Genomic DNA, 25,531 nt, shown 5'->3' with positions numbered 1-25,531 from the left:
TCGTCCAACGTCCGTGACACCAGGAACCCAAACGCACGAAGCGATCCGTGGCACGACGCCGTTGGCGCGGCCGACGAACCCACGCCCGCCAAGGCCACGACGGGTCCTTGGCCGCGCCCAACGCATGATCAGACCGTTGTGACACGAATGCGACGCGACGCCGTCGGTGAAACCGACGAACCCACGCCCGCCGCGGCAGCGGAACAAACACCCAAGGCCACGGCAGGTTCCTCGGCCGAGCCCGACGCATGATCAGACCGTTGTGACACGAATGCGACGCGACGCCGTCGGTGGAACCGACGAGCCCACGCCCGCCGCGGCAGCGGAACAAACCCCCAAGGCCGTGGCGAATCGCGGGCGTCAGGCGAGCTAGGCGCCCCAGCCGGGGATGGGGTACTTGGCGCAGAAGTCGCGGATCTCCCCCGCGATGGCGTCCAGCGCGTCCTCCCTGCCCTCGCGGGCGGCGGTGATGGCGGCGTCCATCCACGCGGCGATCGCGGGCATGTCGGTCTCGGTCATGCCGCGGGTGGTGACGGCGGCGGTGCCGATGCGCAGGCCCGACGGGTCGAACGGCTTGCGCGGGTCGAAGGGAACCGTGTTGAAGTTCAGTTCGATGCCCGCGCGGTCCAGGGCCTTGGCCGCGGGCTTGCCGCCGATGTCCTTGGACGTGAGGTCGGCCAGGATCAGGTGGTTGTCGGTGCCGCCCGACACCAGGTCGAAGCCGCGCTCGATCATCGCCGCGGCCAGGGACTTGGCGTTGGTGACGATCTGGGCGGCGTAGGTGGAGAAGTCGGGGGTGGCGGCCTCGTGCAGGGCGACGGCGATCGCGGCGGTGGTGTGGTTGTGCGGGCCGCCCTGGAGGCCGGGGAAGACCGCCTTGTCCAGTGCCTTCGCGCGTTCGGCCGTGGACATCAGCATCGCCCCGCGGGGGCCGCGCAGCGTCTTGTGGGTGGTGGTCGAGATGACCTCGGCGTGGCCGACGGGGCTGGGGTGGGCACCGCCCGCCACCAGGCCCGCGATGTGGGCGATGTCGGCGACCAGGATCGCGTCCACCTCGCGGGCGATCTCGGCGAAGGCCGCGAAGTCCACGGTGCGGGGGATCGCGGTGCCGCCGCAGAAGATCAGCTTCGGGCGCTCCTTGCGGGCCAGCTCCGCGACCTCGTCGAAGTCGACGCGCCCCGTGTCCTTGCGTACGCCGTAGTGGACGGTGTTGAACCACTTGCCCGTCGCCGACACGCTCCAGCCGTGGGTGAGGTGTCCCCCCATGGGAAGCGACATGCCCATCACCGTGTCGCCGGGGCTGGCGAAGGCCAGGTAGACGGCGAGGTTGGCGGGCGAGCCCGAGTACGGCTGCACGTTGGCGTGGTCCACCCCGAACAGCTCGCGGGCGCGGGCGGCGGCCAGCTCCTCGATCTGGTCGATGATCTGCTGGCCCTCGTAGTAGCGCTTCCCCGCGTACCCCTCCGAGTACTTGTTGGTCAGCAGCGTCCCCGTGGCCTCCATCACCGCTTGGGAGACGTAGTTCTCGCTGGCGATCAGCCGAATCTTGTCGTGCTGCCGCCGTCCCTCTTCGTCGACCAAGCGGGCGATCTCGCCGTCGGCCTCGGCCAGCCGACGCGTCAGGCTCGCGTACGTGTCACTCATCGGTTACCGCCTCTTCAACTCTCGACCGTGTTCCACCGATGAGGCTATCTGGCCACCTCAGGCCAGGGGATCGCGGCTATACAGTAGCTCCAGAATGGAGCGTGCGGTGGATGTCCAGCGGTCCAGCCATTCCTGTGACGGGGGCGAGGTGCGCGACGGAAGCTCCTGAAGCAATCCGCGAAAAAGCGGATGGGTCGCCATGGGACGCGCCTCCTCATCGCGCATCTCGTAGTCGTCCACGGTGTATTCGCGCACCCGCTGCGACGGCGCGGGCACGCGATCGTTGCGGAACACGGGCTGCGGGAAGTCGGTGCGCTGCTGCACGACCCGTCCCCCGTCGGCCATGATGGCGCGCATCGCCTCGGCGCGCTGCTGCTGGCGCAGCTCGATGTCGTCCTGTGTGGGCTGTTGCGCCGCTTCTTCGGTTTGATTCACCGCAACAGGGTGCCGCACGCGCGCGCCCCGCGCGGAGATTTCGGACGAAACGGCAATAATTTCTCACTCAGTCGGGTTAAGCGGTGACGCAGTGTCGAGCGCTTTACTTCGGCTCCGCAATACAAATAGAGTTCCGTCCATGTCTAAATCAACACCCGGGACCGTGATCGGCGCCGGGTTCGGTACAGCGGTCGCCGCCGCGCTGGCCCAGCTGGGTCTGGCGTCGGGTCTGGCGATCATCATGTGGCGCCACGGCTCCTCCAGCGAGTGGGCCGCGCACCTGTCGTGGGCGGCCTGGTTGGCCGCCACCGCCACCGTCGTCGGCGGCCTGGTCGCCGGTCGGCTCACCGACGACCTCGGCATCCGTGTCACCTCGGTACTCGCCGCGGGAATCGGCGGATTCGTTGTGGCGCCGCTGATCGCGATACCCGCGATGCGGTTCACCGAACACGGCATGGCCACCGCGCCGTACGCCGCGGCGGGGATCGGCGCGTTGGCGGGCGCGATCATGGCGGGCCTCGGCCTGGCCTGGCGCGCCCTGTCCATCAACGTGCTGGCCTCGGTCGGGCTCACCTGGCTGCTGGCGGTCCTGGGCGCGTTCCTGCCCGCGGGCGCCGACAGCCGCGACACCGTCCAATTGGGAGTCTGGGCCTCGATGCAGGAGGCCCACCTGACGCCCGCGCTGTGGGTCGGCACCCTGCTCATCGGCGTGGTCACCGCCTGGGCCCTGTCGGGCACCGACAGCGCCGACCAGCGCGTGACCGCGTTCTCGGGCGCGGCGGGTCCGCTGCTCCTGGTGGCCGCCTACGCGGTGGCGGGGCAGTCGGACGTCGGCGTGCCCGCCCAGTGGAGCGGCATCGGCGTGTCGGGCGGCGCGGTCCTGGCGGGCCTGCTCGGTTCGCTGCTGGTGACGGCGCTGCGGCGCAACCCCTCGGCCGCGGCCCCCTCCTCCGACAGCCCGACCGAAACCATTGCGGCCGTTGACAACCCGCCCGCACCCTCCGAGCTGGGCTCGGCCCCCGACGAGTACGGCTACGGCTCGCCGTCGTCCGCCCCGACCGAGGCGGTGAACCCGTTCGTCTCGGCGAACTACGACCCGTACGACACCGAGGCCCTCGGCGAGTTCGCCGAGCGGCGCCCGTCCGAGGCGACCCCGCCGCCGCCTCCCCCGATGCCCGAGCCCGAACCTCAACCCGTTCCTGAACCCCAACCCCAGCCCGAGCCGGTTTCCGAGCCCGAGCCGCAGCCCGAGCCCGAGCCCGAGGCGACCAAGCCCTCCCCCAAGCCCCGCAAGAAGTCTCGCTTCAAGAAGAAGCCCGAGCCCGAGCCGCTCTTCGACTCCGAGCCCACCGAGCCCGACGACACCGAGTCCTGGGTGTCGGATCTCAAGGACGTCAACGCCTTCGCCGACCGCGAGGACGAGGAGCCGCCCGCAGCCGAGCCCGAGCCGAAGAAGAAGCGCCGCTGGGGCTTCGGCAAGAAGAAGGACGACGAGTAGTCAAAATCGTTCGACCTCGGCGGGGGCGGCGCTGACAATGTCGCCATGACCGACATCACCGTCCGCCCCGCCGAGGCCGATCGCGACGCCGAGCGCATCGCGTCCCTGCATTCCACGGCCTATCCGTTCGGCACCTTCAACGCCGAGGCCATCACCCACCGACTGAGCACCTCCCCCGCGCACATCCGGGCGCTGGAGTTGGTCGCCGACGTCGGCGGCCGCACCATCGGCCACGGCCTGGTGGCGTTCGAGCCCGAATTCGGCGAGGGCCAGGGGCGGTTCGTCGTCATCGTCGACCCCGACCACCAGGGTCGCGGCGTCGGATCGGCGCTGTACCAACCGATGCTGGAACACGCCCGCGCCATCGGCGTCACCAAGCTCGTCGGTCGGCTCATCGACGCCAGGGCGCTCGACATCGCGCTCGCTCACGGGTTCACCAAGACCCGCATCGACCGCATCTCGCACGTGTCGCTCGACAAGGTTCCCGCCCCCTTCGACCCGCCCGAGGGCATCCGTCTCGTGCCGCAAAGCGAACTGGACGACTTCCGGGCCATGTACGCGATCGACTCTGCGGTCCTGGGCGACATTCCCGCCGACACCCCCTTCGTCCCGCTGCCCTATGAGGACTGGTGCCGCAAGTACGCCGAGGACCCGAAGCTGAACGCCGAGTGCACGGTGCTGGCCTTCGACGCCGACACCGTGGCGGCGGTGGCCTGGATGGACGGCGGCGACGACAAGGTGTGGTCGTCGCTGACGGGGGTGCGCCGCGAGTACCGCGGGCGCGGCCTGGCCAAGTTGGTCAAGACCCACGCCCTCGACCGCGCGAGGCGACGCGGCGCCACCGACGCCTACACCAGCAACGACTCCACCAACGCGGGCATGCTGGCCGTCAACGACTGGCTGGGCTACGAGCCCTACGTCGAGCAGCACGCGGTGGTACGCGACATTTAATGATTCGCGCCCGCGCGGGCGCGGCGCCCACAATGTCGCCATGACCGACTTCACCGTCCGCCCCGCCGAGTCCGATCGCGACGCCGCCGACATCGCCGCCGTGATGACCGAGGTGTTCCCCTACCTGGTCAACGACGCCGAGTCCGTCGCCTATCGGATGCGTTCGACACCGGAGTCCCAGCGCCCGCTGGACCTGATCGCCGAGGCCGACGGCCGCGTCGTCGGGCACGGCCACGTCGTGTTGGAGCCCGATTTCGGGGACGCCGCCGCCCGCTTCCTGGTGTTCGTGGGCCGCGCCCATCAGGGTCGCGGCGTGGGATCGGCGCTGTACCAACCGATGCTGGAACACGCCCGCGCCATCGGCGCCGTCAAGCTCGTCGGACGCGTCTGCGAGACAGCGGCGTTCGACGTCGCCGCGAGGCACGGATTCGCCGAGACCCGCTCGGAGCGGATCTCCCACCTGTCGCTGGACAGGGCGCCCGCCGCCGTCGACCCGCCCGAGGGCATCCGCGTGGCCGCCCTGTCCGATATGGAGGATTTCCGCGCGCTGTACGACATCGACTGCGCGATCATCGGCGACGTCCCCGCCGACGAACCGCTCGTGAACCCGCCGTACGAGGAGTGGGTGGCGAAGTTCGCCGCCGATCCCCGCATGAACGCCGAGTGCACGGTGCTGGCCCTCGACGGCGACACCCCCGTGGCGGTGAGCTGGCTGGACGGCCACGCGTCCCGGGTGTGGTCGTCCATGACGGGGGTGCGGCGCGAGTACCGCGGGCGCGGCCTGGCCAAGCTGGTCAAGACCCAGGCCCTGACCCGTGCCAGGGATCGCGGGGTCACCGACGCCTACACCAACAACGACTCCACCAACGCGGGCATGCTCGCCGTCAACGACTGGCTGGGCTACGCGTTCCACGCGGAGCAGCGCGTCATGGTCCGCGTCCTGGATTGACGTTCCTAAATTAGTTGGCGCCCGAGCGGTCGCGGACCCCACAATGTCGCCATGACCGACATCACCGTCCGCCCCGCCGAGGTCGAGCGCGACGCCGCCGACGTCGCCGCCCTGATCACGGCGATTCATCCCCACGCGGTCCAGGACGCCGAGTCCATCGCCTACCGCTGGACGTCCGCGACCCCGCAGCAGCGCCCGCTGGAGCTGGTCGCCGAGGTCGGCGGCGCGACCGTCGGGCACGGCAGCGTGTCGCTGCACCCCGAGTTCGACGACCCCACGGCGCTGTTTCGCTTGTACGTCGACGCCGAGCATCGGGGGCGGGGGGTGGCGTCGGCGATGAGCGCCCCGCTGCTGGAGCACGCCCGCGCCATCGGCGCGACGAAGCTGCAAAGCCGGGTCAGCGATGCCAGGGCCCGCGACATCGCGGTGGCGCACGGCTTCTTCAGGACCCGCACCGAGCGTATCTCCCATGTGGCCGTCGCCGACGTCCCGCCGCCCCTGCCCGTGCCCGAGGGCATCCGCGTGGCCACCGTGGCCGAGCTCGGCACATACAAGGACCTGTACGAGGTCGACATCGCGGTGACCAGCGACGTCCCCGCCGACGAAACGATCCAGCCGTTGCCCTACGAGGACTGGCTGACCTACTTCGCCAACGACCCCCGCATGAACACCGAGTGCACGGTCGTGGCGTTCGACGGCGAGACCCCCGTGGCGCTGGCCTGGCTGGACGGCAAGGGTCGCCAGGTCTTCTCGGGGCTGACGGGGGTGCGCCGCGAGTACCGCGGGCGCGGCCTGGCCAAGCTGGCCAAGACCCACTCCCTGGCGCTGGCCGCCGAGCGCGGGGTCGTCGACGCGTACACCAACAACGACGCCACGAACGCCCCGATGCTAGCGGTCAACAACTGGCTCGGATACCGCCTCTACCTCGAACAGGACCTCATGACGCGCGTCCTGGATTAACAGCGGCGGCCAGTCGTGGACCGGGGTGTTGGTCTCGGCCCGCGCCCGGTAGCCCAGGAGCATGGCGCGCAACGCCTCGGGGCGCGACATGCCGCGCTCCTCCTGCAGCGCGTTGACGGTGGCCACCTGCCACACCGCGCCGTTGACGCCGGTGGCGCAGCGTCCCTCGATGATGGACAGAAGGCGGGTGGCCAGCCGCTCGTCGACCTGGAGGCGGCGCAGGCCCTGTCGCGCCAGGGGCAGCAGGTGGTCGCGGGCGAGCACCCGTGCGGGCACCTCGCCGAGCCCGGGCCATACCTGCAACGCGTCGATGCCGTGCTTGGCGGCGGCGATGAAGTTGTTCTCCGCCACCGCGAAGGGAAGTTTCGTCCACACCGGAACTTCCTGTTCGGCCAGGGCGGTGACCAGTCCGAGGTAGAACGCCATGTTGGCGCAGATGTCGATCAGGGTGGGCCCGGTGGGCAGCACCCGGTTCTCCACGCGCAGATGGGGTCCGGCGTCGGTCACGTCGTAGACGGGGCGGTTCCAGCGGTAGATCGTGCCGTTGTGGAGCCTCAGCTCGCCGAGGTGGGGTATGTCGCCGCGCGCCACGGCGGCGACCGGGTCCTCGTGGTCGCACACCGGAAGCAGCGGCATGAAGTACCGCAGGTTCTCCTCGAACAGCTCGATCGCCGAGGCCACCCAGCGCTCGCCGAAGAAGGTGCGCGGCCGCACCCCCTGGGTGCGCAGCTCGTCGCAGCGCACGTCGGTGGCCTGTTCGAACACGATGATCCGGGTCTCGGCCCACAGTTGCGAGCCGAACAGGTAGGGCGAGTTGGCCCCCAGGGCCACCTGGACCCCGGCGATGGCCTGGGCGGCGTTCCAATAGCGCGGGAACTGTTCCGGCGTGACCTGAATGTGGATCTGCACGCTGGTGTTGGCCGATTCCGGTGCGATGGAGTCGGTGTACGTCTGGAGGGATTCGGCGCCGTGGATGTCCAGGGCGATGTCCTCGCCGCGGGCGGCGAGGATCTGGTCGTTGAGCAGCCGGTAGCGCGGGAGCGGTGAGAGGTTGTCCAGCAGGGCGGCGTCGTGGGTGAAGGTGGGGGTTATCCCGATCAGCAGCGGCGCGGCGTTGGCCTGGCGGGCACAGTCATCAAGGGCGGCAAGCCATCGGCGCAACATTTCCTCGTATTCGCCGAGGCCGTTGTCCTTTATGGGTCTGGGCGGCAGATTCATTTCGAGGTTGAAACGACCCAGCTCCGCCTGCACCGACATGTCCTCGACGCCGTCGAGTTTCGCCAAATTGGACAAGACCTCGAGATTGCGCATCGCGGGTTCTCCGGTTTCGGAGATCAGACTCAACTCGAGTTCGACACCGGTTAAAGTCCGTTCCATATCGAACAGATTCTTGTCCTGCAAGAGCCGCAAGGCTTCCAGGCACCGCCGAAGTTTCATTCGGTAGTTCCTGCGGTCGGCGTGCGAAAAGACGCGACGCTCCACCTCTTCACCCATCCCGGACCTCCCCTAACTGTGCGCGGGTAGACAACAACCGTAGAGCGTGATGTCGCGTATTGGCTACCTCACGTCTGCACGGAAATTACCGTTATGGTTCGGTGATGGGCGGTCATTGTCGGCTTTCCGACAGTCATATGGACATATGGGAATCGCTATGGATTAGCGATTCCCATGAGATCCGTAGGCTTGGCTCGCCGCAAGGCATTCGGGCTATGTCAGGCTGGCCGGGGCGTGCCCCGTCACCTTCGTCCACACCCGAACGACGTCGCGCACCGACAGCACGCCGCAGACCTCGCCGTGTTCCATGACGATGAGGTGGCGGAAGCCGCCGCGCACCATGGCCGCCGCGGCCTCCTGGAGTGTCCATCCCGGATCGGCGAACACCAGGTCGCGGGTGAGGTGGGCCGCCACCCGCTCGACGTCCGGATCGAGACCGGAACCCAGCGAGTCCATGATGTCGCGTTCGGTGAGAATGCCGTGTCCCGAGGCATCCGGGTCGACTACCACGGCCGCGCCCACCCTCCGCGCCGACATCAACGCCGCCGCCTGCCGCAAAGTGTGTGCCGGTCCGATCGACAGGATTGTCGTGGTCATCGCGTCCTTGACAAACATCGCCAACACCTCATTTAGGTCTACGGGGGGCAAAACACCCCAACCGAAACTGTGTTCCACGTCATGATCCCGTCAAAACAGCCGCGACACAACACCTTGAGTGAACTTTGGCAAACTGGTCGCGCATTCGCGTCCGCGAACGCCCGATTCGCATCAGCTTCAGACAAGAGGAACCCATGTCTTCCGCGGCACCCGGCACCCTCCGCTACGCCGACTTCCTGTCCCACAAGCGCGGCGGGTACCTGATGACGTACCACGTCAGCCAGCGCGTCGGCGCGGCATTCGCCCTGGCCGCCCACCGCGCCGGCGCCGCGCCCACGGCGCTCACGCTGATCAACCTGGTGATCTCGCTGGGCACCGCGGCGCTCACCATCGCCGTCACCCCCGCCGCCCATGCCGGGCACCTGCCGTGGTGGCCGATCGCGATCGTGGTGCTGATCGCCTGGCAGGTCGCCTACGCGCTGGACTGCGCGGACGGGCAGCTGGCGCGCGCCGCGGGCCTGGGGTCGGCGGCCGGAGGCCGGGTCGACATCCTGTGCGACGTGGCCGCGCAGACCGGCTTCATCGCCTCGGTGGCCGCCGTGACGGTGGCCTACGCGCCGGGCACCCCCAGCTGGGTCGTGGCCGCGTTCGCCTCGCTGTGGATGGTGAACCTGGTGACGTCGATCCTGCAGAAGGAGGAGGAGACCGCCTCGTCCATGGTGTCGTCGAAGAACATCGTCGTGGAGATCGTGAAGCTGATCCGCGACGCCGCCGTGATCTTCCTGGTGATGCCGCTGATCCTCATCGTCAACCCGGGCTGGATGGTGTGGTACATGGCGTTCTTCGCCGCCGTCAACGCGCTGTTCCTGGCCGCCAGCATCGCCTTCACCGCCAGGGACGCGCTGCGGGCGTGAGGTGTCAGCGCGCCTTGGCGCGCGAGGCCACGTCGGCGTAGATGTCCAGCAGCTGCTTCATGACGACGTCGGTGGAGAACGTCGTCAGGTAGCGCCGCCGCGCGGCGTCGACGAGTCCCGGCGCGGCGTCGCGCATCCGGGGCAGCGCCGCGGCCAGGTCGTCCACTGTGGGTTCGGCGACGATGCCCGCGTCGCCGATCATGTGCGGCGGCCCGCCCATGTTGGTGGCCAGGACGGGACGCGCGTTGGCCAGCGCCTCGATCACCACGGTGGGCAGCACCTCGTCCCACACCGAGGTCATCAACAGCGCCGCCGCCGCCCGCACCCGCCGGTTCACCTGGTCGTGCGGCACCGACCCCAGGTAGTCGATGTCGCCGCGCTCCGTCGCCGCGGCGGCCACCGGCTCCTTCAGCGGCCCGTCGCCGATGATCGTCAGGGTCCCCAGGTCGCCGTCGCCGTGCCGCCTCCACGCGTCCAGCAGCAGCTCCACGCCCTTTTCGGCCGACAGCCGCCCCACGAACACGAACCCCGAGCCCCGCTCGTCGTGCTCGCCGGGGTCGGGGATCGAGTTCGGTTTGATGCTGATCTGTGACTCGCCGATGCCGAAGTCCCGCAAGTGATCGGCGATGTTGCCCGTCAGCGCGATGTAGCGGTCCAGCCGCCTCCAGGTGCCCCGGTTGGCGGCCAGCGACGTCGCCATGATGGCGCTTTGGGCCCGCGAGCCGCGGTAGCAGGCGTGCTTCACCCCGGGCAGGCCGAACGCCTTGCCGCGGCAGTCGTGGCAGGCGTGCCCGTCGCGGAAGTACAGGCCGCTGATGCACACCTGGCGAAAGTTGTGGACGGTCTGGATCACCGGCACCCCGCGCTTGTGCGCGGTGCGGATCACCGCCGGCGACAGGAACGGGTACGGGTTGTGCAGGTGGAGGACGTCGGGCCGCTCGGCGTCCAGCAGCGCCGCCAGCTCCCTTTGGGCGCCGCGCGCGTAGATCGGCGAGATCGGCAGCGCCGCCTTGCCCACAAGGGACAGGCTGCCGATGTCGTCGCTGGACTTGATGAACGGCACCACCTCCACCCCGGCCTCGGCGAGCTGTGCCATGTCCGAGTCCACAACGGAGTTTTCTCCGGACGGCTGCGCCGAGGAGTACCGGTTGTGAGCGACAACTACCTTCACGTGCTGATTACCTCGCCTGTCGGTGGGACGCGTCCGCCCGCTGATGATACGCAGCGCCCGACGCGCCGTCGCCCGCGAGAAACTCCCCGGAGATCTACTGACCAGTCATGGCAGACTAAGGTGCCCATGGGCGCCGGGCACCCTCACTCGGAGCCCTAGTGCCCCTTGACTGGATCGCCAGCATCCACGCCATGGCGCTGGTGAAAAGGATGTGTAGTGACGACAAGCCTGCAGCGTCCGACTATCGGGCGCGGCCTGACCGATACGCGAGCTGATGTGGACACCGAGCCGGTAACCAATGGCGTGCCGCGTTCGGCGTGGTCGCTGCGCTCGCGCGCCTCGACCTGGCACCGCTCCTACGCCACCCTGCTGCTGGTGGCCGACTACATGAGCGCCCTGATCGGCTCGGTGTTCGTGGTGCTGTTCGTCGACTACGCCGCGGCGGGGTTCCTGACGTACGGCACGTCCTCCAACAACCCCGGCCAGGGCACCCCGCGCCCCGTCTTCTTCCTGATCGTCTACTGGGTGTTGCCGGCCATCTGGCTGCTGGTGCTGTGGAGCAACGGCGCCTACGACCGCCGTTACCTGGGCCTGGGCACCGACGAGTTCAAGCGGGTGGTGCGCGCCGGGATCATCATGGTGTCGATCCTTTCGGTGTTGGCGCTGGCCTTCAAGACCGACGTGTCGCGGCTGGCGACCTTCAGCGCGCTGCTCATCACCGGCGCCCTGATCACCTGCCACCGCTTCGTGGCGCGGCGGGTGCTGCATCGCATGCGCTCCAAGGGAAGGGCCGTCCAGCGCATGCTGCTGGTGGGCTCGTACCCGGAGACGCTGGAGGTGCACCGCGTGGTCACCCGCACCACGCAGGCGGGCCTGGTGCCGGTGGGCATCTATCTCACCGAGGGCGCGGCGTCGGTGCGCGGGCTGGAGACCCCGGTGCCGACCTACGCCAACCGGGACGTCATCGACCTGGCCGCCGACCTGGACGCCGACACCATCGCGGTGTGCGGCAGCGCCAGCGCCGAGCCCGGCGAGCTGCGGCGGTTGGCCTGGCAGCTGGAGGGCACCGGCCGCGACCTGGTGGTGGCCCCGCAGCTGACCGACATCGCCGGACCCCGGGTGCACATCCGCCCGGTGGAGGGATTGCCGCTGCTGCACGTCGAGGAGCCCACCATGTCGGGCCTGGCGTGGGTGGTGAAGAACGTGCTGGACCGGGTGGCCTCGGCGCTGGGTCTGCTGTTGATCTCGCCGCTGCTGATCGCCGTCGCCATCTACATCAAGACCACCAGCCCGGGCCCGGTGTTCTTCCGCCAGCCCCGGGTCGGCATGGAGGGCAAGACCTTCCACTGCTGGAAGTTCCGCACCATGTACGTCGACGCCGAGGAACGCCAGGCCGCGTTGATGATGCACAACGAGTCCGACGGCATGCTGTTCAAGATCAAGGACGACCCGCGGGTCACCAGGGCCGGGAAGTTCCTGCGCCGCACCAGTCTCGACGAGCTCCCCCAGCTGTTCAACGTGCTGCGCGGCGAGATGTCGCTGGTGGGCCCGCGGCCGCTTCCGGCCGAGAACGGCGACTTCCTGGGTGACGTGCGCCGCCGCCTGCTGGTGCGGCCGGGCATCACGGGGCTGTGGCAGGTGTCGGGCCGTTCCGACCTGTCCTGGGACGATGCCGTGCGGCTCGATCTGTACTATGTGGACAACTGGTCGCTGACCACCGACCTCCAGATCCTGCTGCGCACCATTCTCGTGGTGCTGCGCCACAAGGGCGCTTACTAGCGGTTACCTGTGAACTACCTGCGAATTGTCCAATTCCGCCCCGTGGCGGCTTAGATAACGCGGAGTTCACCCGTAACCTTGTCGGATGAGCAATTACGGATCGAATCGATCCTCGTATGGGGGATCGGCGCGGGTCCCGTACTCGTCCGGCGGCGGGGCCAGCGGCGGCGGCCGTGTGGTCATCATGGTGCTGATGGTGATCTCGCTGATCGCCACGGTGGGCGGCATCGGGGTCTTCGCGTACGCGAAGTCCCTGGGCGACGACCTGAGCACCTTCGACGCGTTCAACGGCCTGGACGACCGTCCCGAGGACGACGACGGCCTCAACATCCTGGTGCTGGGCAGCGACTCGCGCGATCCCAATTCCGACAAGGGAAGCCGCAGCGACACCATGATCATGGTGCACGTGCCCTCCGACGGCAAGCACGCCTACGTGGTCTCGTTCCCGCGCGACCTGTACGTCGACGTGCCCCCGGTCGAGGGCACCTGGGACGGCGGCAAGACCAAGATCAACGCCGCGATGGCGTTCGGCGGGGTTCCGCTGGTGGTCAAGACCATCGAGAACTACTCCAACGCCCGCATCGACCACGTGGTGAAGATCGACTTCAACGGCCTGAAGTACGTGGTGAACGCGCTGGGCGGCGTCACCATGAACGTCCAGCCCGCCGACGACGGCTCGGGCCAGCTCACCTCGATCCACACGTACAAGGATCAGAAGGGCCCGCGCACCTGGAAGGCGGGCAAGCAGAAGCTGGGCGGGGAGTCGGCGCTGGACTACGTGCGGCAGCGCAAGCAGTTCGCCGAGGGCGACTTCGCGCGGGTGCGGCACCAACAGCAGTTGCTGATGGCCATGGCGGACAAGGCGACCAGCGCGGGCATCATGTCCTCGCCGTCCAAGATCAAGGACTTCGTGAAGTCGATCGGCAAGGCCGTCAAGGTCGACAAGGACTTCGACCTGACCGCCACCGCCCTGCAGTTCGCGCATCTGCGCACCAAGAACATGAAGTTCATCACCTGCCCCAACAAGGGCTCCCAGATGATCAACGGGGAGAGCGTGGTGCAGCCCGACGAGGCGCTGGACAAGTCCATGTTCAAGGCGATCGTCGACCAGACGATGCCCGATTGGGTGAAGAAGCACCCGGAGGCGCTGAAGGGCGGGGCGAGCGATCCCGATAAAAAGTAGACCTCGGTAGTGGGTCGTCCGGTCCATCCCTTTCCGGCCGGACGACCCATCGCCTGTGGCGGGAGTGGCACTGTCCGCAGTTGACACTTCCTACAATGGGAGGCTGTTTGTCTTCCCGTTTCCCCTGGTAAACACGCGAGTAAGGTCCCGTTAATGAGCACACATGGCAAGCGACGCGTCATGAGCAAGGCGGCGTCGCCACTGTGGGCGAAATTCCTGGTGGGCATCGGCGCGGTGCTCCTGGTGGCGTCCTTGGCCACCGGCGGTTACGCCAAGATCATGATCGACAAGGTCAACGACTCCGTCGGCACCGACGACCTGGTGGACAACAACGGCAGCGGCGACATCAAGGGCCCGCTGAACATGCTGATGATCGGCTCGGACAAGCGCAAGAGCTGGTCGAGCGCGCAGTCGGACTCGATCATGATCCTGCACATCAACAAGGCGCTGACCAAGGCGACGATCGTGTCGATCCCCCGCGACCTCAAGGTGGACATTCAGGACTGCGGCAGCATGATGTCCAGTCCCTGCAACACCAAGATCAACGCGTCGTTCACCGCCGGCGGCTCGAACGTCAAGAAGGCGGTGCGCAACCTGGCCCAGACGGTCAGCGACCTGACCGCCCCCAAGGACGCCAACGGCAAGGCCACGGGCAAGGGCATCTCCTTCGACGGCGCGGCGATGGTGAACTTCCAGGGCTTCTACAAGGTGGTCAAGACGCTCGGCTCGATCGAGCTGTGCCTGCCGATGAAGATGACGCCGGCCCACGCCGACGGCAAGACCTTCCCCAAGGGGTGCCACGAGTACGGCTACAAGGACGCGCTGGGCATCGTCCGCGAGCGCTACGCCTACGACCCGACCAACCCGGACTTCCCCGTGTCGTGGGGTATCGGCGACTATGGGCGCCAACACATGCAGCAGCACTTCATCAAGCAGCTGTTCAAGAAGGCCGAGGAAGAGGGCTACGTCTCCAACCCCAGCAGGGTCGGCACGCTGATCAAGGCGGTGGGCGACAACATCCTGGTCGACCTTGGCGGTCACACGGTCACCGACTTCGCCTTCGCGCTGCGTCACGTCAAGCCGTCGTCGATGAAGACGGTCAAGGTGCCCTCCGAGCCCGCCGACATCGAGGGCACCTCGTACGTGGTGATCCAGCCCGGCGAGGAGCAGACCGACGCCGACGACCTGTTCAAGGCGCTGCGCGAGGACAAGCTGGACGACTGGATCACCTCGCACCCCGACTGGGTCAACAGCGACAAATGATCGGCTGACAACCTTCCACTTATCGTCCGACGTCTATCTATTTGCCGGGTTGACGTGCAACGCGGATCTACTGTGTCGCGTGTTTACCCGGTAGTGTCGATAGATGTCTATCGAATCGACGATTCGACGGGGAGGGCGAAGTGGCCAACCGTACCGGCGCTTACGGCGCCAAGGCAACGCGCCGCAAGGCTCCACTGTGGGCAAAGTTCATGGTGGTGTTCGGTTCGCTGCTGGTGGTGGCCGCGGGCGGCGCGGTCGCGTTCGGCGCCAACCTGATCAACGACATCAACGGCATCAACCAAAAGGACATGGGCGTCTCCAACGCCGACGAGGTGAAGGGGCCGCTGAACCTGCTCATGGTGGGCGCCGACCTGCGGGTGCACTCCAGTCAGGCCGCCCGCGCCGACACCATCATGATCATGCACATCAACAAGTCGCTGACCAAGGCGACGATCGTGTCGATCCCCCGCGACCTGCGCACCCAGATCCGCGACTGCGGCAACGGGCTCACCTGCACCGACAAGATCAACGCGTCGTATCCCTTCGGCGGCAAGAAGCCCGAGGACGGCGCCAAGAACCTCGCCGACACCGTCTCGGACCTCACCGCCACCAAGGACGCCAACGGAAAGCCCCAAAAGGACGGCATCGACTTCAACGGGATCGCGCTGGTCAACTTCGAGGGCTTCCTGGACGTGGTGAAGGAGTTCGGGGGCATCGACCTGTGTCTGTCCAAGGACCTCCACACCCTGCACGGCGGGGACTACAAGGCGGGCTGCCGCCGCTACAAGCCGGCCGACGCCCTGGCGATCGTCCGCGAACGCCACAACTGGCCCGACGGAGACTATGGGCGCCAACGCATGCAGCAGCAGTTCATCAAGCAGCTGCTCAAGGAGGCCGACTCCCAGGGTTACGTCAAGAACCCCACCAGGGTGGGCGGCCTGATCAAGAAGATCGGCGACCAGCTGATCCTGGACCTGGGCGGCATCAAGCCCGTCGACTACGCGCTGGCGCTGCGCGGCGTGAAGGCGGGCTCCATGCAGACCATCAAGCTTCCCTCGGAGCCGCAGAACATCGACGGCACGTCCTATGTGGTGATCCAGCCCGGCCCCGAGCAGGACGCGGCCGACGCGCTGTTCAAGGCGCTCAAGGACGACACCCTCGACGCGTGGGTCAAGCAGAACCCCGACTACCTGAACAAGGACCCCTCGAAGTAGGACCGCCGCGTCACAGGTGGGTGTTAGCGTCCCGCGCATGAGACCCACACCACAGGTCGCCGACTGGCTGCTCGACTCCGACCCGTCGATCCGCTGGCAGGTGCTGCGCGACCTGCTCGACGCGCCCGAACCACAGTGGAGTATCGAGCGGGACAGGGTCGCGACCGAGGGCTGGGGCGCGCGGCTGCTGTCCCATCAGGACCCCGACGGCCAGTGGGCGCGGGGCGCGTTCTTTCCCGCCGACCTCACCCGGGAGCTCTATGAGGCCGAGGGCCAGCCCTGGACCGCCACCGCCTGGAGCCTGGCGCAGCTGCGCGAGTTCGGGCTGCCTCCCGACAGCGAACCCGCCCGCCGCACCGTGGAGCTGGTCGGCGCGAACGCGCGCTGGGACCACGACGGCCAGCCGTACTGGGAGGGCGAGGTCGAGGAGTGCATCAACGGCCGCACCGTCGCCGACGGCGCCTACTTCGGCGTCGACGTCTCGCCCATCGTCGAGCGGATCCTCGGCGAGCGGATGGCCGACGGCGGCTGGAACTGCGAGCGCGAACGCGGCTCGACCCGCTCCTCCTTCGACAGCACGATCAACGTCCTGGAGGGACTGCTGGAGTACGAGAGCGCGGGCCACGGCACCCCCGCCACCCGCCTGGCCCGCGAGTCGGGCGAGGAATACCTCCTGCGGCGCGGCCTGTTCCGCCGCCTCACCACGGGCGAGCCCGCCGACGCCGACTACCTGGCGGCGCACTACCCGACCCGTTGGCGCTACGACGTTCTGCGCGCCCTCGACCACTTCCGCGCCGCGTCGCGGCTCACGGGCACTCCGCCCGATGATCGGCTGTCCGACGCGATCGACCTGTTGCGCGCCAGGCAATCCGACGACGACACCTGGCCGCTGGACGGCACTCCCCGCGGTCGGGTCTGGTTCTCCATCGAGGAGACGGGCCGACCCTCGCGCTGGATCACCCTGCGCGCCGCGCGGGTGCTGCGCTGGTGGGACGAGAAGTCCTAGGCCTCGAGCACGACCTTGCCCAGGTGCCCGCCCTCGCCGAGCATGCGGTGGGCGTCGGCGGCCTGGGCCAGCGGGATGCGTCGCGCCACAACGGGTCGGATGTACCCGCCCTCGATCAGCGGCCACACCTTCTCGCGCACCTGCGCGATGATCGCGGTGCGCTCGGCCAGCGGTCGCGCCCGCAGCCCCGCCGCCGACACGCTGACGCGGCGCACCAGCAGCTTGCCGAGATCCAGCTCGGTCGTGCGTCCGCCCTGCATGCCGATGATCATCAGCCGTCCGTTGTGGTTCAGGGTGGCGAGGTTCTTGTCCAGATAGGACGCCCCCATGTTGTCCAGGATGACGTCCACCCCCTGGCTCTCGGTGCGCTGCGCGATCACCTCGGCGAAGTCCTGGTCCCGATAGTCGATCACCAGCTCCGCCCCCAGCTCCCGCAGCGCCGCGCCGTGATCGCCGCGCGCCGTGGTCACCACGCCCGCGCCCATCGCGGTGGCCAGCTGGATCGCGAACGTCCCGATCCCGCCCGCGCCGCCGTGCACCAGCAGCATCTCGCCCTCCGCCAGCCGCGAAATGCCGAACACGGTGGACCACACGGTCGCCGCCGCCTCGGGAAAGCACGCGGCGTCGCTCAGGCTCACCCCGCGCGGCACGGGCAACACCAGGCCCGCGTCCACCGCGACCTTCTCCGCGTACGCGCCGCCCGACACCAGGGCACACACCTCGTCGCCGACGCCGAACCCCTCGACACCCTCGCCCAGCACCGCGATCCGCCCCGAGCACTCCAGCCCCGGATACTCGCTGGCCCCCTTCGGCGGCGGATAGAACCCTTGCCGCTGTTGCAGATCCGCCCGGTTCACCCCCGCCGCGGCCACCTCGATGACCACTTCCCCCTCCGCGGGGATCGGGTCGTCCACCTCTTGCCAGGCCAGCACCTCGGGCCCGCCGAATTCGGTTATCACGATCGCGCGCATGGCTGTCAGCGTAACTTCCCGCGAACCGACAACGGTATTGTCTGGGGCGATGTCCACTACCTCGCATCCTGGCCGTTTCCGCTGCTGCGGCGTGCTGATCGACGCGCTCGAGCCGCACGGCGCGGTCCAGGCCCTGCTCACCTCCCAGCACGGCACGCCCCGCCGCACCCACCTGTGCAACGCCTACACCCTCTCCCTGGCCCTGCGCGACGCGAAGTACCGCGACCTGCTCAACGCCGCCGACATCAATTTCTCCGACGGCCACTACGTGGCGATGGTGGGCCGCAAGCGCGGCATGTCGGAGATGACGGAGCGGGTGTACGGCCCCGAACTCATGTACAACACCATGAGCCAGGGGCGCGAACAGGGCCTCAAGCACTACCTCTACGGCTCCAGCCCCGAGACCGTCGCCAAGCTGCGCGAGGCCCTGGAGGAGAAGCTGCCCGGCGTCGAGATCGTCGGCGCCGAGTCGCCGCCGTTTCGCCCCCTGACCGACGAGGAGTCGGTCGAGATGGTGCGGCGCATCACGTCCCTGAAGCCCGACATCGTGTGGGTGGGCATCGGCACGCCCCGCCAGGACGAGTTCGTCGCCGAATACGCCGATCGCCTCCAGGCGACCGTGGTGCCCGTGGGCGCGGCGTTCGACTTCTGGTCGGGCAACAAGCCGATGGCACCGAAGTTCATGCGCGAGCACGGCCTGGAATGGGTGTACCGCTTCGCGACCGAGCCGCGGCGGCTGTGGAAGCGTTACCTGGTGGGCAATTCGATGTTCGTGTACGGCGTCGTGACGGACAAGCGGCGCTCCCGCAAGCTCGACAGGGCGAGCTAGGCCGCCACCCGCCCCAGCTTCCCGGGATTGGCCACCCAGTAGATCTCGACGATGCGATCGCCCGCGACCTCGAGGTGGAACACCGTGATCGCCTCGCCGTCCACATACATCACGGCGGCGGGTTCGGAGTTGACGTCGACGAACTGGACCGTCGCGCCCGCGGGTATCTCGTCGACGATGGCCGCGAACAGGCGACCGATCTTGTCGGCGCTTTCGATGACGCGCTTCGGGCCGCGTACCCTGCCGTCGGTGTCCACGACCAGCTTGGCATCGGGGTCCAACAGCCGCAACAGTTCCGCCAGGTCCCCCGAGGTCGCCGCGGACAGGAAACGCTTGGTGGCCTCGCGGCGCTTGGTCGGGTCGGCGTCGAAGCGCGAGCGCCGTTCGTCCACATGGTCCTGTGCGCGCTTGGAGAGCTGGCGGACGGCGGCGTCGGACTTGTCGAGGATGCGGGCGACCTCGGCCGACGGGAGCCCGAACGCCTCGCGCAGCACGTAGACCACGCGCTCGGCGGGCGACAGGGATTCCAGCATCACGAGCATTCCCAGCGACGCCGAATCCGCGCGCTCGGCCGACTCGGCGGGGTCGTCCGTTGTGGGGGGTGTGGCGATGGGTTCGGGAAGCCAGGGGCCGACGTAGCTTTCGTGGCGGTTGCGGGCACTGCGCAGCTGGTCGAGCGCCAGGCGGCTGACCACCTGGATCAGGTAGGCGCGCGGGTTGTCGATGGCGGTGCCGCGCTTCAGCGCGGAGTTCCAGCGCAGCCAGGCGTCCTGGACGATGTCCTCGGCCTCGGAGTAGCTGCCCAGCATGCGGTAGGCCACCGCCGCCAGCAGGCGGCGGTGGCTTTCGAAAACGTCGTCGGACATGGGCGGGTGCCTTTCAGACGGTGGCGGACACCTTGGCGCGGCGGGGCAGACCCTTGGGTCCGGCGGCGCGGAACAGCCAGGTGGCAGAGCGTAGCACCAGCTCCTTGTACCACACGGCCGACCGTCCAGTCAGGACCGCGCGGCGCGGCGTCTCGTCAGCGGCGTGGACGAATTGGATGATCGCGTCGCGGCGTCCCAGGCTGACGCACTGGTGGATGTAGCGGAAGCGGAACGGTTGCGGCTCGGCGCCGGCGATCCGCGTCGCCAGGGCGTCGCCCAGGTACGGACCCATGAAACCGCCGACGCGGCACCCGTACGCCAGCTCCTCGCCCCACCGTCCCGCCACCGCGGCGGCGTCGCCGACCACGTAGACGTCCGGGTGCGACACCGAGCGCAGGGTCTCGTCCACCAGGGGCCGCCCCTTCGGGTTGACCGCGAGCCCCGATTCGGCCGCCAGCGCGGGAATCGCGAACCCTCCCGCCCACACACACTCGTCGAACGCGATGCTCGCCGAGTCGTCCAGGACGGCGCGGCCCGCCTCGAGCGCCGCGATCCCCGCGCCGCCGCGCACCTGGATCCCCAAGCGCCGCAAGACCTTCCCCAGGTGGCGGCGCGCCCTGGGCGACAGCCGGCCACCGGGCTCCCCGCGCGACACCAGCGTCACCGACAGCCCGGGGAACCGCTCGGCGATCTCGGTGGCGGCCTCGATGCCCGTCAGGCCACCGCCCGCCACCAGCACGGTCCCCGACTCCAGGCTGGACAGTCGGCGGAAGGCGCGGCTGGCGCTCCACGGCTCCAGCGTCAGCGCGTGCTCGGCCACGCCCGGCACCGCGGCGGTGTCGATGACGGTGCCGTTGGCCAGAACCAGGGTGTCGTAGGCGAAACCGCGCGGGCCGTCGGCGGTGCGCACGTCCACCTGCTTGCCCGCCAAGTCGATGCCGTCGACCCAGCCGACCACCAGGTCGACGTCGACGGACCCGATCAGCTCGCGCAACGGCAGCTCCTTGACCCGCTGCCCCGTGGCCACCTGATGCAACCGGGGCCTCTCCACGAACTGGTCGGTGGCGTTGATCAACGTGACCCGCGCGCGTTCGCCCGCGCGGCGGGCCAAGCGCTTGGCGGCGACCAACCCCGCGTACCCCGCGCCGACAACGATGACACGGTGTTGAGCGTTCATGATTCGTCCTCCTGAAGTGGTGATGACAGGGGGACGAGACGGCGCCGCGGCGATGTGACATCGCGGTCGGTGACGCGGGACACGGGGACGCGGCCGCCACGACGCCCGCTCACCACACTGACCACTGAGGTCTTGACAACGGAGTGGGTACCGTCGTCGCGTGACGTTCATCGTGCGGGCCTACGAACCGCGAGACGCCGAGGCGACGTGGCAGACGTTTCTTCACGCGGTCCGCCAGACCGCGTCGGCGGACTACACGCCGCGGCAGATCCTCGCGTGGGCGCCCGACACCGTCGATGCGGACGCGTGGAACCAGACCCGATCCCGAGCCCACACCTTCGTCGCGACGATCGACGACCGCGTCGTCGGCTTCGGCGACGTCACCGCGACGGGCCTCGTCGACATGCTGTTCGTGCACCCCGACGCGGGCGGGCGCGGCGTCGCCCGGGTGCTGGTCGACGCCGTGATCGGCAAGGCCCGCGAGCTGGGGCTGGAGCGGCTTCACACCCACGCGAGCCGCACCGCGCGCCCCGTGTTCGAGCGGTTCGGGTTCGTCGTCGACCGCGCCAACCCCGACAATCGCGTCCGCGGCGAGGTGGTGCCGAACTTCGACATGCACCTCGACCTCGGCGCGTAACTCCTTGGGCGGTTGCCGCCTGCGGCGGACGCCGAAGTAGAGAATCCCCGCCAGAACGATCGCCAGCGCCGCCACCGCGACGTAGCCCCACGCGAAGCCGCCGTTGGAGTCGGACGCGGTGGCGTCCTTCTTCTTCAGCACCGTCACCGACGCGCCGGGCTTGGGCGCCGACTTCGCGGTGAAGGTGACCTCGCCCTCGACGGGGTGCCCGTCGCGCGACACGATGTGATAGCCGATCGTGTACCTGCCGGGGCCCGGCAGCGCCAGGGGCACGGTCATCGTGTCGTCGTGAAACGCGGGCTTGTCCTCCACGATCGTGTCGCCGTGCGCGTTGGTGACCGCGACCTTCGTCGAGGCGGCGTCGAGCTTTTCGGAGAACGTCAGCGTCGCCGTCTTCGGGGCCTCGGCGACGGTCGTGCCGTCCTTCGGGCTCGACTTGATCAGGTTGGCGTGCGCGAACGCGGGCGTCGCGGTGGCCCCCACCGCCAGCGCCGCCGCGAGCAGGGCGCCGCACAGGATCCGCAGAGTCTTCACGGTTACATAGTCGCCGGGGAAGGCGCGAAAGTTCCGCGGGGTCGCGCTTGCCGACAGCGGGTTCGACGACGAGCGGGACATATCGCCCGCGTATCCAAAAACGCATACGCGGCGGCAACACCGCATCGACTCGAATCGCGGCATGACGTTCACCGACACCGCCGAGGCGGGGCCGCCCTCGGCAGGCATGTGGATCCGCCCGGTCCACCCCACCGACGCCCCCGCCGTCAACGAGCTGCTCGGCCAGCTCGGCTATCCCCAGGTCGATGTCGCGGCGACCGAAACCCGAATTCTCGCCTGGAGCGACGACCCGTCCAGCGCGGCCTTCGCGGCGGGGTTCGGCGACGAGCTCGTCGGTGTCGTCGCGGTCCATGTCTGCCCGTTCTTCGAACGCGACGGCTCGTGGGCGCGCGTCGTGGCCCTGGTGGTGTCCGACCGGGCGCGCGGCCAGGGCGTCGGCGGAAAGCTGATGTCCGTCGCGGAGTCGTTCGCCGCGGGCCGCGGCTGCGCGCGCATGGAGGTCACCAGCTCCGACCACCGCGAGGCCGCGCACGGCTTCTATCAAAACCGCGGGTACATCAACCAGAAAGGACGGTCGTCGCGCTTCCTCAACGATCTCGCGGGAGGCGAGTAGTCTTTCGCGGGTGATGACCGGGTCGGCTTTCAGCCTCGCACGGATCGGTGAACCGGTCGTGACGTAACCGCCGTCGGGGCGCGGTCGGACCCGGCGAACCGCGCCCGAGCTCCTCCTTGGTTGTGCGACCACCCGCACACCCGTTGACAACCAAGGAAGGAAACATGACAGCGCTGTTCAACCACACCATCATCCCCTCGAAGGACCGCGAGAAATCCGCCGCGTTCTACCGGGACATCCTCGAGGCGCACGAGGCCCCGTCGTGGGGACCGTTCGCGAACATCACCTTGGACGGTGGCGTCCTGCTGCAGTTCGCCGAGCCGCCCGTGGACATTCAAATGCACCACTACGCGTTTCTGGTGACCGAGGAGCACTTCGATCGCGCCATCGAGCGGTTCGAATCCCGGGGGATCACCTACTGGGCCGATCACCAGAGGACTCGGGAAGGCCAGACGAACACCGAGCACGGTGGGCGCGGCGTCTACTTCATGGACCCCGCGGGGCACGGTCTGGAACTGACGACCCGCCCCTACCTGTAAGCGTTCGTGCGGTGCGCCCGTCTATTCGGTGGGGCGCACCGCACGGCGGGTTCGGGTCAGCTCTTCGTCGACGACTGGAGCCTCTCGGACAGTTCGACGATGAGTCCTTCGGGTCCGCGCAGGTAGCACATCCGCCAGATGTCCTCGTAGTCGCGGACCTGCCCCATCGGCTCGAAGCCCTTGTCGCCCAGCGCCTTCAACAGACCGCTCAGGTCCTCGACCTCGAAGCACAGGTGGCGGATGCCCAGACGGTTGGCGGGCGAGATCTCCGGCCCCGCGGGGTCGAGGGGCGAATGGAACTGCACCAACTCGACCGCTCCACTGCCGTCGGGGGTGCGCATCATGACCAGGTCGTCGTCGACATGGGGGAGGTCGATGATGCTTTCCACGAACTCGCCGCTCATGTGCGCCTTGCCCTGGATCTCGAAACCCAGGATGCTGAAGAACTCGACGGCGGCGTCGAGATCGACGACGTTGATGCCCACGTGGTCCATGCGGCGTACGTAACTCATGGTGGTTCTCCTCCTTCATGACGGCCATGGTGGCCGCTTGTACCCCTGGGACGGAGCCGCCGTGGCGTTCTCGACATCCGCTACGAACGATCTTCGAACAAAATCTTCGCGTTGTCATCCGAGGCGGCCACGGATTCTCACCAGAACCCGCCGTCAGGCGCCGCGTCGGCTGCCGACCAGGCCCACCAGGTGGCCGTCGGGGTCGCGGAACTTGCCCATGACCAGCCCGCCCATCACCTCGTCGGGGCCCTGGAGGCGTTCGCCGCCCAACCGTTCGGCGTGCGCCAGGGCCGCCTCGACGTCGTCCACCTCGACGAAGATCGTGACGTGACCCCCGTATCCTTCGGCGCGCGTCGGGCCGCGCCACGTCGTCGACGGCGTCTCGGGCACCTCGAAGACGGCGCCGCCGATGCCCACCCCGTCGGCGGTGAGGTTGTCGTCGCGCGACACCAGGCCGTACTTGGCGGGATTGTCGGCGTCGATGCGCCAGTCGAACAGCTCCGAGTAGAAGTCGCGGAGAGTCTCCCCGTCCCTGCCCTCGATCTCGAAATGAACCACAGGATTGCCCATGGCGGCGTCCTTTCCTCGTCGGCGCCGCGAATCGGCGCCGTGCCGTGCCGTGGAGGTAGACCGCGCAGGGAGGCCAAACTCATCGGTCGTCTGCCGGTCGATGCCTCTCACACAGGAGTTGTCGACGCGAACGCGTCGGCGTCGCACAGATCGCGATACGGGCCCGGGGTTTGGCTGAGCTCGGCGTGCGTGCCGCGTTGGATCACCGCGCCCTCGTCGAGCACCAGGATCTCGTCCACGGCGTCGAGGCCGGCGAGGCGATGCGTCACCAGGATCAGGCTGCGGCCCGTGGTGGCGGTGAGGATGTCGGACATGATGGCGTCGGCGGTGTCGGGGTCCAGATGTTCGGTGGGTTCGTCCAGCAGCAGGATCGGGACGTCCGCCAGCAGGGCGCGTGCCAACAGCAGGCGCTGCCTTTGACCGCCCGACAGGCGGTCCCCGTCCGTGCCCACCATGGTGGACAGATCGAGCTCGGTGAGGCCCGCGCGCCGCAGCGCGTCGTTCAGGGCGTCATCGTCGGCGTTCGGGTCCCCGACGAGCAGGTTGTCGCGTATCGAGGTGCAGAACAGGTGGGCGTCCGACATCATGCCGCCGATGACGCCGCGGACATCGTTGCCGCGCAACGATTCCAGGTCGACGCCGCCGAGCTCGACGGTTCCCCGCCCGACCCCGCACAGCCGCACCAGCATCGACAACAGCATGGACTTGCCCGCGCCCGAGGCACCCACGATCGCGACGCGACGGCCGCACGGCAGGTCCAGGTCGACGCCGTCGGCGAGTTCGCGGCCGGGAATTCGCGGCGCCGCCGAGCGAAGCCGCAGGTGGTAGTGGTTGTCGCGCAGGGGTTTCGGATCCTCGGGGTCGCGCACGGGTGGCTCGGCGTCCAGCAGCTCGGTCAGCCGCGCCGCCGAGGCCCGCACGTCCACCAGCAGCCGCGCCGCCGCGGGCAGCGGCGTCAACGCCTCGAACGTCACCAGCGCCGTCAACGCCAGCACCGCCGTCATGACGCCCAAACCCGCCGCGCTCAACGACACCCCGATGACGGTGAGGCCCGCGATCGCGGTGGTCGAGGCCGTGGTGGCCGCCGTGATGCCCGAGCCCCGCCGCTCCGCCTGGGCCAGGCTCTCGGCGTGACCGCGCGCCCGGTGCAGCGCGGATGCCGTGGCGCCATACGCGGCCAGGTCCCGCGCGCCCTCGATGAGAT

General features: G+C 68.7%; 25 protein-coding genes and 1 pseudogene. 14 read left to right on the top strand and 12 right to left on the bottom strand.

From position 1 onward, the window contains the following. Positions 1–369: 369 nt before the first annotated feature. Both VE172_RS13360 and VE172_RS13355 read right to left on the bottom strand, forming a co-directional pair. Positions 370–1,644, bottom strand: a complete 1,275-nt coding sequence (locus VE172_RS13360; RefSeq protein WP_324802408.1) for a serine hydroxymethyltransferase — start codon at positions 1,642–1,644, stop codon at positions 370–372. A gap of 57 nt (positions 1,645–1,701) precedes the next feature. Then, positions 1,702–2,079 carry a hypothetical protein gene (locus VE172_RS13355; RefSeq protein ID WP_324802406.1) on the bottom strand — a complete coding sequence of 126 codons (378 nt, stop codon included), beginning with the start codon at positions 2,077–2,079 and terminating at the stop codon, positions 1,702–1,704. Between the two features lie 139 nt (positions 2,080–2,218). Between VE172_RS13355 and VE172_RS13350 the strand changes: the two genes are divergently transcribed. From VE172_RS13350 to VE172_RS13335, 4 genes are read left to right on the top strand one after another with little or no spacing between them, the layout of a single operon-like run. Continuing rightward, on the top strand, positions 2,219–3,577 hold the full coding sequence (locus tag VE172_RS13350; RefSeq protein ID WP_324802404.1) for a hypothetical protein: 1,359 nt from the start codon (positions 2,219–2,221) through the stop codon (positions 3,575–3,577). A 45-nt stretch (positions 3,578–3,622) separates the two neighbouring features. After that, a complete protein-coding gene (locus VE172_RS13345) occupies positions 3,623–4,528 on the top strand; it encodes a GNAT family N-acetyltransferase (protein WP_324802402.1) in 906 nt (301 codons plus the stop codon). Between the two features lie 40 nt (positions 4,529–4,568). Then, the gene (locus VE172_RS13340; RefSeq protein ID WP_324802400.1) at positions 4,569–5,477 is read left to right on the top strand and encodes a GNAT family N-acetyltransferase; all 909 of its coding nucleotides are present in this window, start codon (positions 4,569–4,571) and stop codon (positions 5,475–5,477) included. Between the two features lie 51 nt (positions 5,478–5,528). Then, positions 5,529–6,437 (top strand): GNAT family N-acetyltransferase, encoded by a 909-nt coding sequence (locus VE172_RS13335; protein ID WP_324802398.1) that lies wholly within the window; start codon positions 5,529–5,531, stop codon positions 6,435–6,437. Here VE172_RS13335 and VE172_RS13330 read toward each other — a convergent pair. Next, complete coding sequence (locus tag VE172_RS13330) at positions 6,366–7,931, bottom strand: glutamate-cysteine ligase family protein (protein ID WP_349258363.1); 1,566 nt, start codon at positions 7,929–7,931, stop codon at positions 6,366–6,368. The genes VE172_RS13335 and VE172_RS13330 overlap by 72 nt on opposite strands. A gap of 213 nt (positions 7,932–8,144) precedes the next feature. Further along, positions 8,145–8,546, bottom strand: a complete 402-nt coding sequence (locus VE172_RS13325; protein ID WP_349258362.1) for a CBS domain-containing protein — start codon at positions 8,544–8,546, stop codon at positions 8,145–8,147. Positions 8,547–8,722: 176 nt separating this feature from the next. Between VE172_RS13325 and VE172_RS13320 the strand changes: the two genes are divergently transcribed. Beyond that, the gene (locus tag VE172_RS13320; RefSeq protein WP_324802393.1) at positions 8,723–9,442 is read left to right on the top strand and encodes a CDP-alcohol phosphatidyltransferase family protein; all 720 of its coding nucleotides are present in this window, start codon (positions 8,723–8,725) and stop codon (positions 9,440–9,442) included. 4 nt (positions 9,443–9,446) lie between these two features. Here the strand turns inward: VE172_RS13320 and VE172_RS13315 are convergent, their stop codons facing one another. Continuing rightward, positions 9,447–10,613 (bottom strand): glycosyltransferase, encoded by a 1,167-nt coding sequence (locus VE172_RS13315; RefSeq protein WP_324802391.1) that lies wholly within the window; start codon positions 10,611–10,613, stop codon positions 9,447–9,449. Between the two features lie 228 nt (positions 10,614–10,841). Between VE172_RS13315 and VE172_RS13310 the strand changes: the two genes are divergently transcribed. From VE172_RS13310 to VE172_RS13290, 5 genes are all read left to right on the top strand, one after another. Beyond that, positions 10,842–12,392 (top strand): sugar transferase, encoded by a 1,551-nt coding sequence (locus tag VE172_RS13310; protein WP_414715098.1) that lies wholly within the window; start codon positions 10,842–10,844, stop codon positions 12,390–12,392. An 85-nt stretch (positions 12,393–12,477) separates the two neighbouring features. Next, a complete protein-coding gene (locus tag VE172_RS13305; RefSeq protein WP_324802387.1) occupies positions 12,478–13,575 on the top strand; it encodes an LCP family protein in 1,098 nt (365 codons plus the stop codon). A 153-nt stretch (positions 13,576–13,728) separates the two neighbouring features. After that, a complete protein-coding gene (locus VE172_RS13300; protein WP_324802385.1) occupies positions 13,729–14,838 on the top strand; it encodes an LCP family protein in 1,110 nt (369 codons plus the stop codon). A 140-nt stretch (positions 14,839–14,978) separates the two neighbouring features. Then, positions 14,979–16,052 carry an LCP family protein gene (locus VE172_RS13295; RefSeq protein WP_324802383.1) on the top strand — a complete coding sequence of 358 codons (1,074 nt, stop codon included), beginning with the start codon at positions 14,979–14,981 and terminating at the stop codon, positions 16,050–16,052. A 37-nt stretch (positions 16,053–16,089) separates the two neighbouring features. Further along, positions 16,090–17,058 (top strand): squalene cyclase, encoded by a 969-nt coding sequence (locus VE172_RS13290; protein WP_324802381.1) that lies wholly within the window; start codon positions 16,090–16,092, stop codon positions 17,056–17,058. Here the strand turns inward: VE172_RS13290 and VE172_RS13285 are convergent. Beyond that, complete coding sequence (locus VE172_RS13285; RefSeq protein WP_324802380.1) at positions 17,055–18,029, bottom strand: NAD(P)H-quinone oxidoreductase; 975 nt, start codon at positions 18,027–18,029, stop codon at positions 17,055–17,057. The two genes, VE172_RS13290 and VE172_RS13285, sit on opposite strands and share 4 nt — an antisense overlap. Positions 18,030–18,078: 49 nt before the next feature. Here VE172_RS13285 and VE172_RS13280 point away from each other — a divergent pair, with 49 nt between their 5' ends. Next, positions 18,079–18,858 (top strand): WecB/TagA/CpsF family glycosyltransferase, encoded by a 780-nt coding sequence (locus VE172_RS13280; RefSeq protein ID WP_324802378.1) that lies wholly within the window; start codon positions 18,079–18,081, stop codon positions 18,856–18,858. Here the strand turns inward: VE172_RS13280 and sigJ are convergent. Together sigJ and VE172_RS13270 are read right to left on the bottom strand one after the other, a co-directional pair. Then, positions 18,855–19,724, bottom strand: coding sequence for an RNA polymerase sigma factor SigJ (gene sigJ / locus VE172_RS13275; RefSeq protein WP_324802376.1), 870 nt, complete (start codon positions 19,722–19,724; stop codon positions 18,855–18,857). The two genes, VE172_RS13280 and sigJ, sit on opposite strands and share 4 nt — an antisense overlap. 13 nt (positions 19,725–19,737) lie before the next feature. Next, on the bottom strand, positions 19,738–20,901 hold the full coding sequence (locus VE172_RS13270) for an NAD(P)/FAD-dependent oxidoreductase (RefSeq protein ID WP_324802374.1): 1,164 nt from the start codon (positions 20,899–20,901) through the stop codon (positions 19,738–19,740). Positions 20,902–21,061: 160 nt separating this feature from the next. Here VE172_RS13270 and VE172_RS25710 point away from each other — a divergent pair, with 160 nt between their 5' ends. Then, complete coding sequence (locus VE172_RS25710) at positions 21,062–21,538, top strand: GNAT family N-acetyltransferase (RefSeq protein ID WP_414715097.1); 477 nt, start codon at positions 21,062–21,064, stop codon at positions 21,536–21,538. 189 nt (positions 21,539–21,727) lie between these two features. Here VE172_RS25710 and VE172_RS25705 read toward each other — a convergent pair. Continuing rightward, positions 21,728–22,153: pseudogene (locus VE172_RS25705) on the bottom strand (copper resistance CopC family protein); the annotation flags it as partial. Between the two features lie 61 nt (positions 22,154–22,214). Here VE172_RS25705 and VE172_RS13260 point away from each other — a divergent pair. Both VE172_RS13260 and VE172_RS13255 read left to right on the top strand, forming a co-directional pair. Continuing rightward, positions 22,215–22,706 (top strand): GNAT family N-acetyltransferase, encoded by a 492-nt coding sequence (locus VE172_RS13260; RefSeq protein ID WP_324802370.1) that lies wholly within the window; start codon positions 22,215–22,217, stop codon positions 22,704–22,706. Positions 22,707–22,870: 164 nt separating this feature from the next. Further along, positions 22,871–23,245, top strand: a complete 375-nt coding sequence (locus VE172_RS13255) for a VOC family protein (protein ID WP_324802368.1) — start codon at positions 22,871–22,873, stop codon at positions 23,243–23,245. Positions 23,246–23,301: 56 nt separating this feature from the next. On the opposite strand, the gene VE172_RS13250 is transcribed toward VE172_RS13255, so the two are convergent. The 3 genes from VE172_RS13250 to VE172_RS13240 form a co-directional block, all read right to left on the bottom strand. Next, complete coding sequence (locus VE172_RS13250; RefSeq protein ID WP_324802367.1) at positions 23,302–23,757, bottom strand: VOC family protein; 456 nt, start codon at positions 23,755–23,757, stop codon at positions 23,302–23,304. 153 nt (positions 23,758–23,910) lie between these two features. Continuing rightward, positions 23,911–24,327, bottom strand: a complete 417-nt coding sequence (locus VE172_RS13245) for a VOC family protein (RefSeq protein WP_324802365.1) — start codon at positions 24,325–24,327, stop codon at positions 23,911–23,913. Positions 24,328–24,434: 107 nt separating this feature from the next. Then, on the bottom strand, positions 24,435–25,531 hold a 1,097-nt coding region (locus VE172_RS13240; protein WP_324802362.1), incomplete at its 5' end, for an amino acid ABC transporter ATP-binding/permease protein.

Origin of the sequence: Stackebrandtia sp. (assembly GCF_035643755.1) — a bacterium.
Lineage (GTDB): Bacteria > Actinomycetota > Actinomycetes > Mycobacteriales > Micromonosporaceae > Stackebrandtia.
Note: the sequence above shows the minus strand (reverse complement) of the source record. Positions and strands in the feature narration are given on the sequence as shown.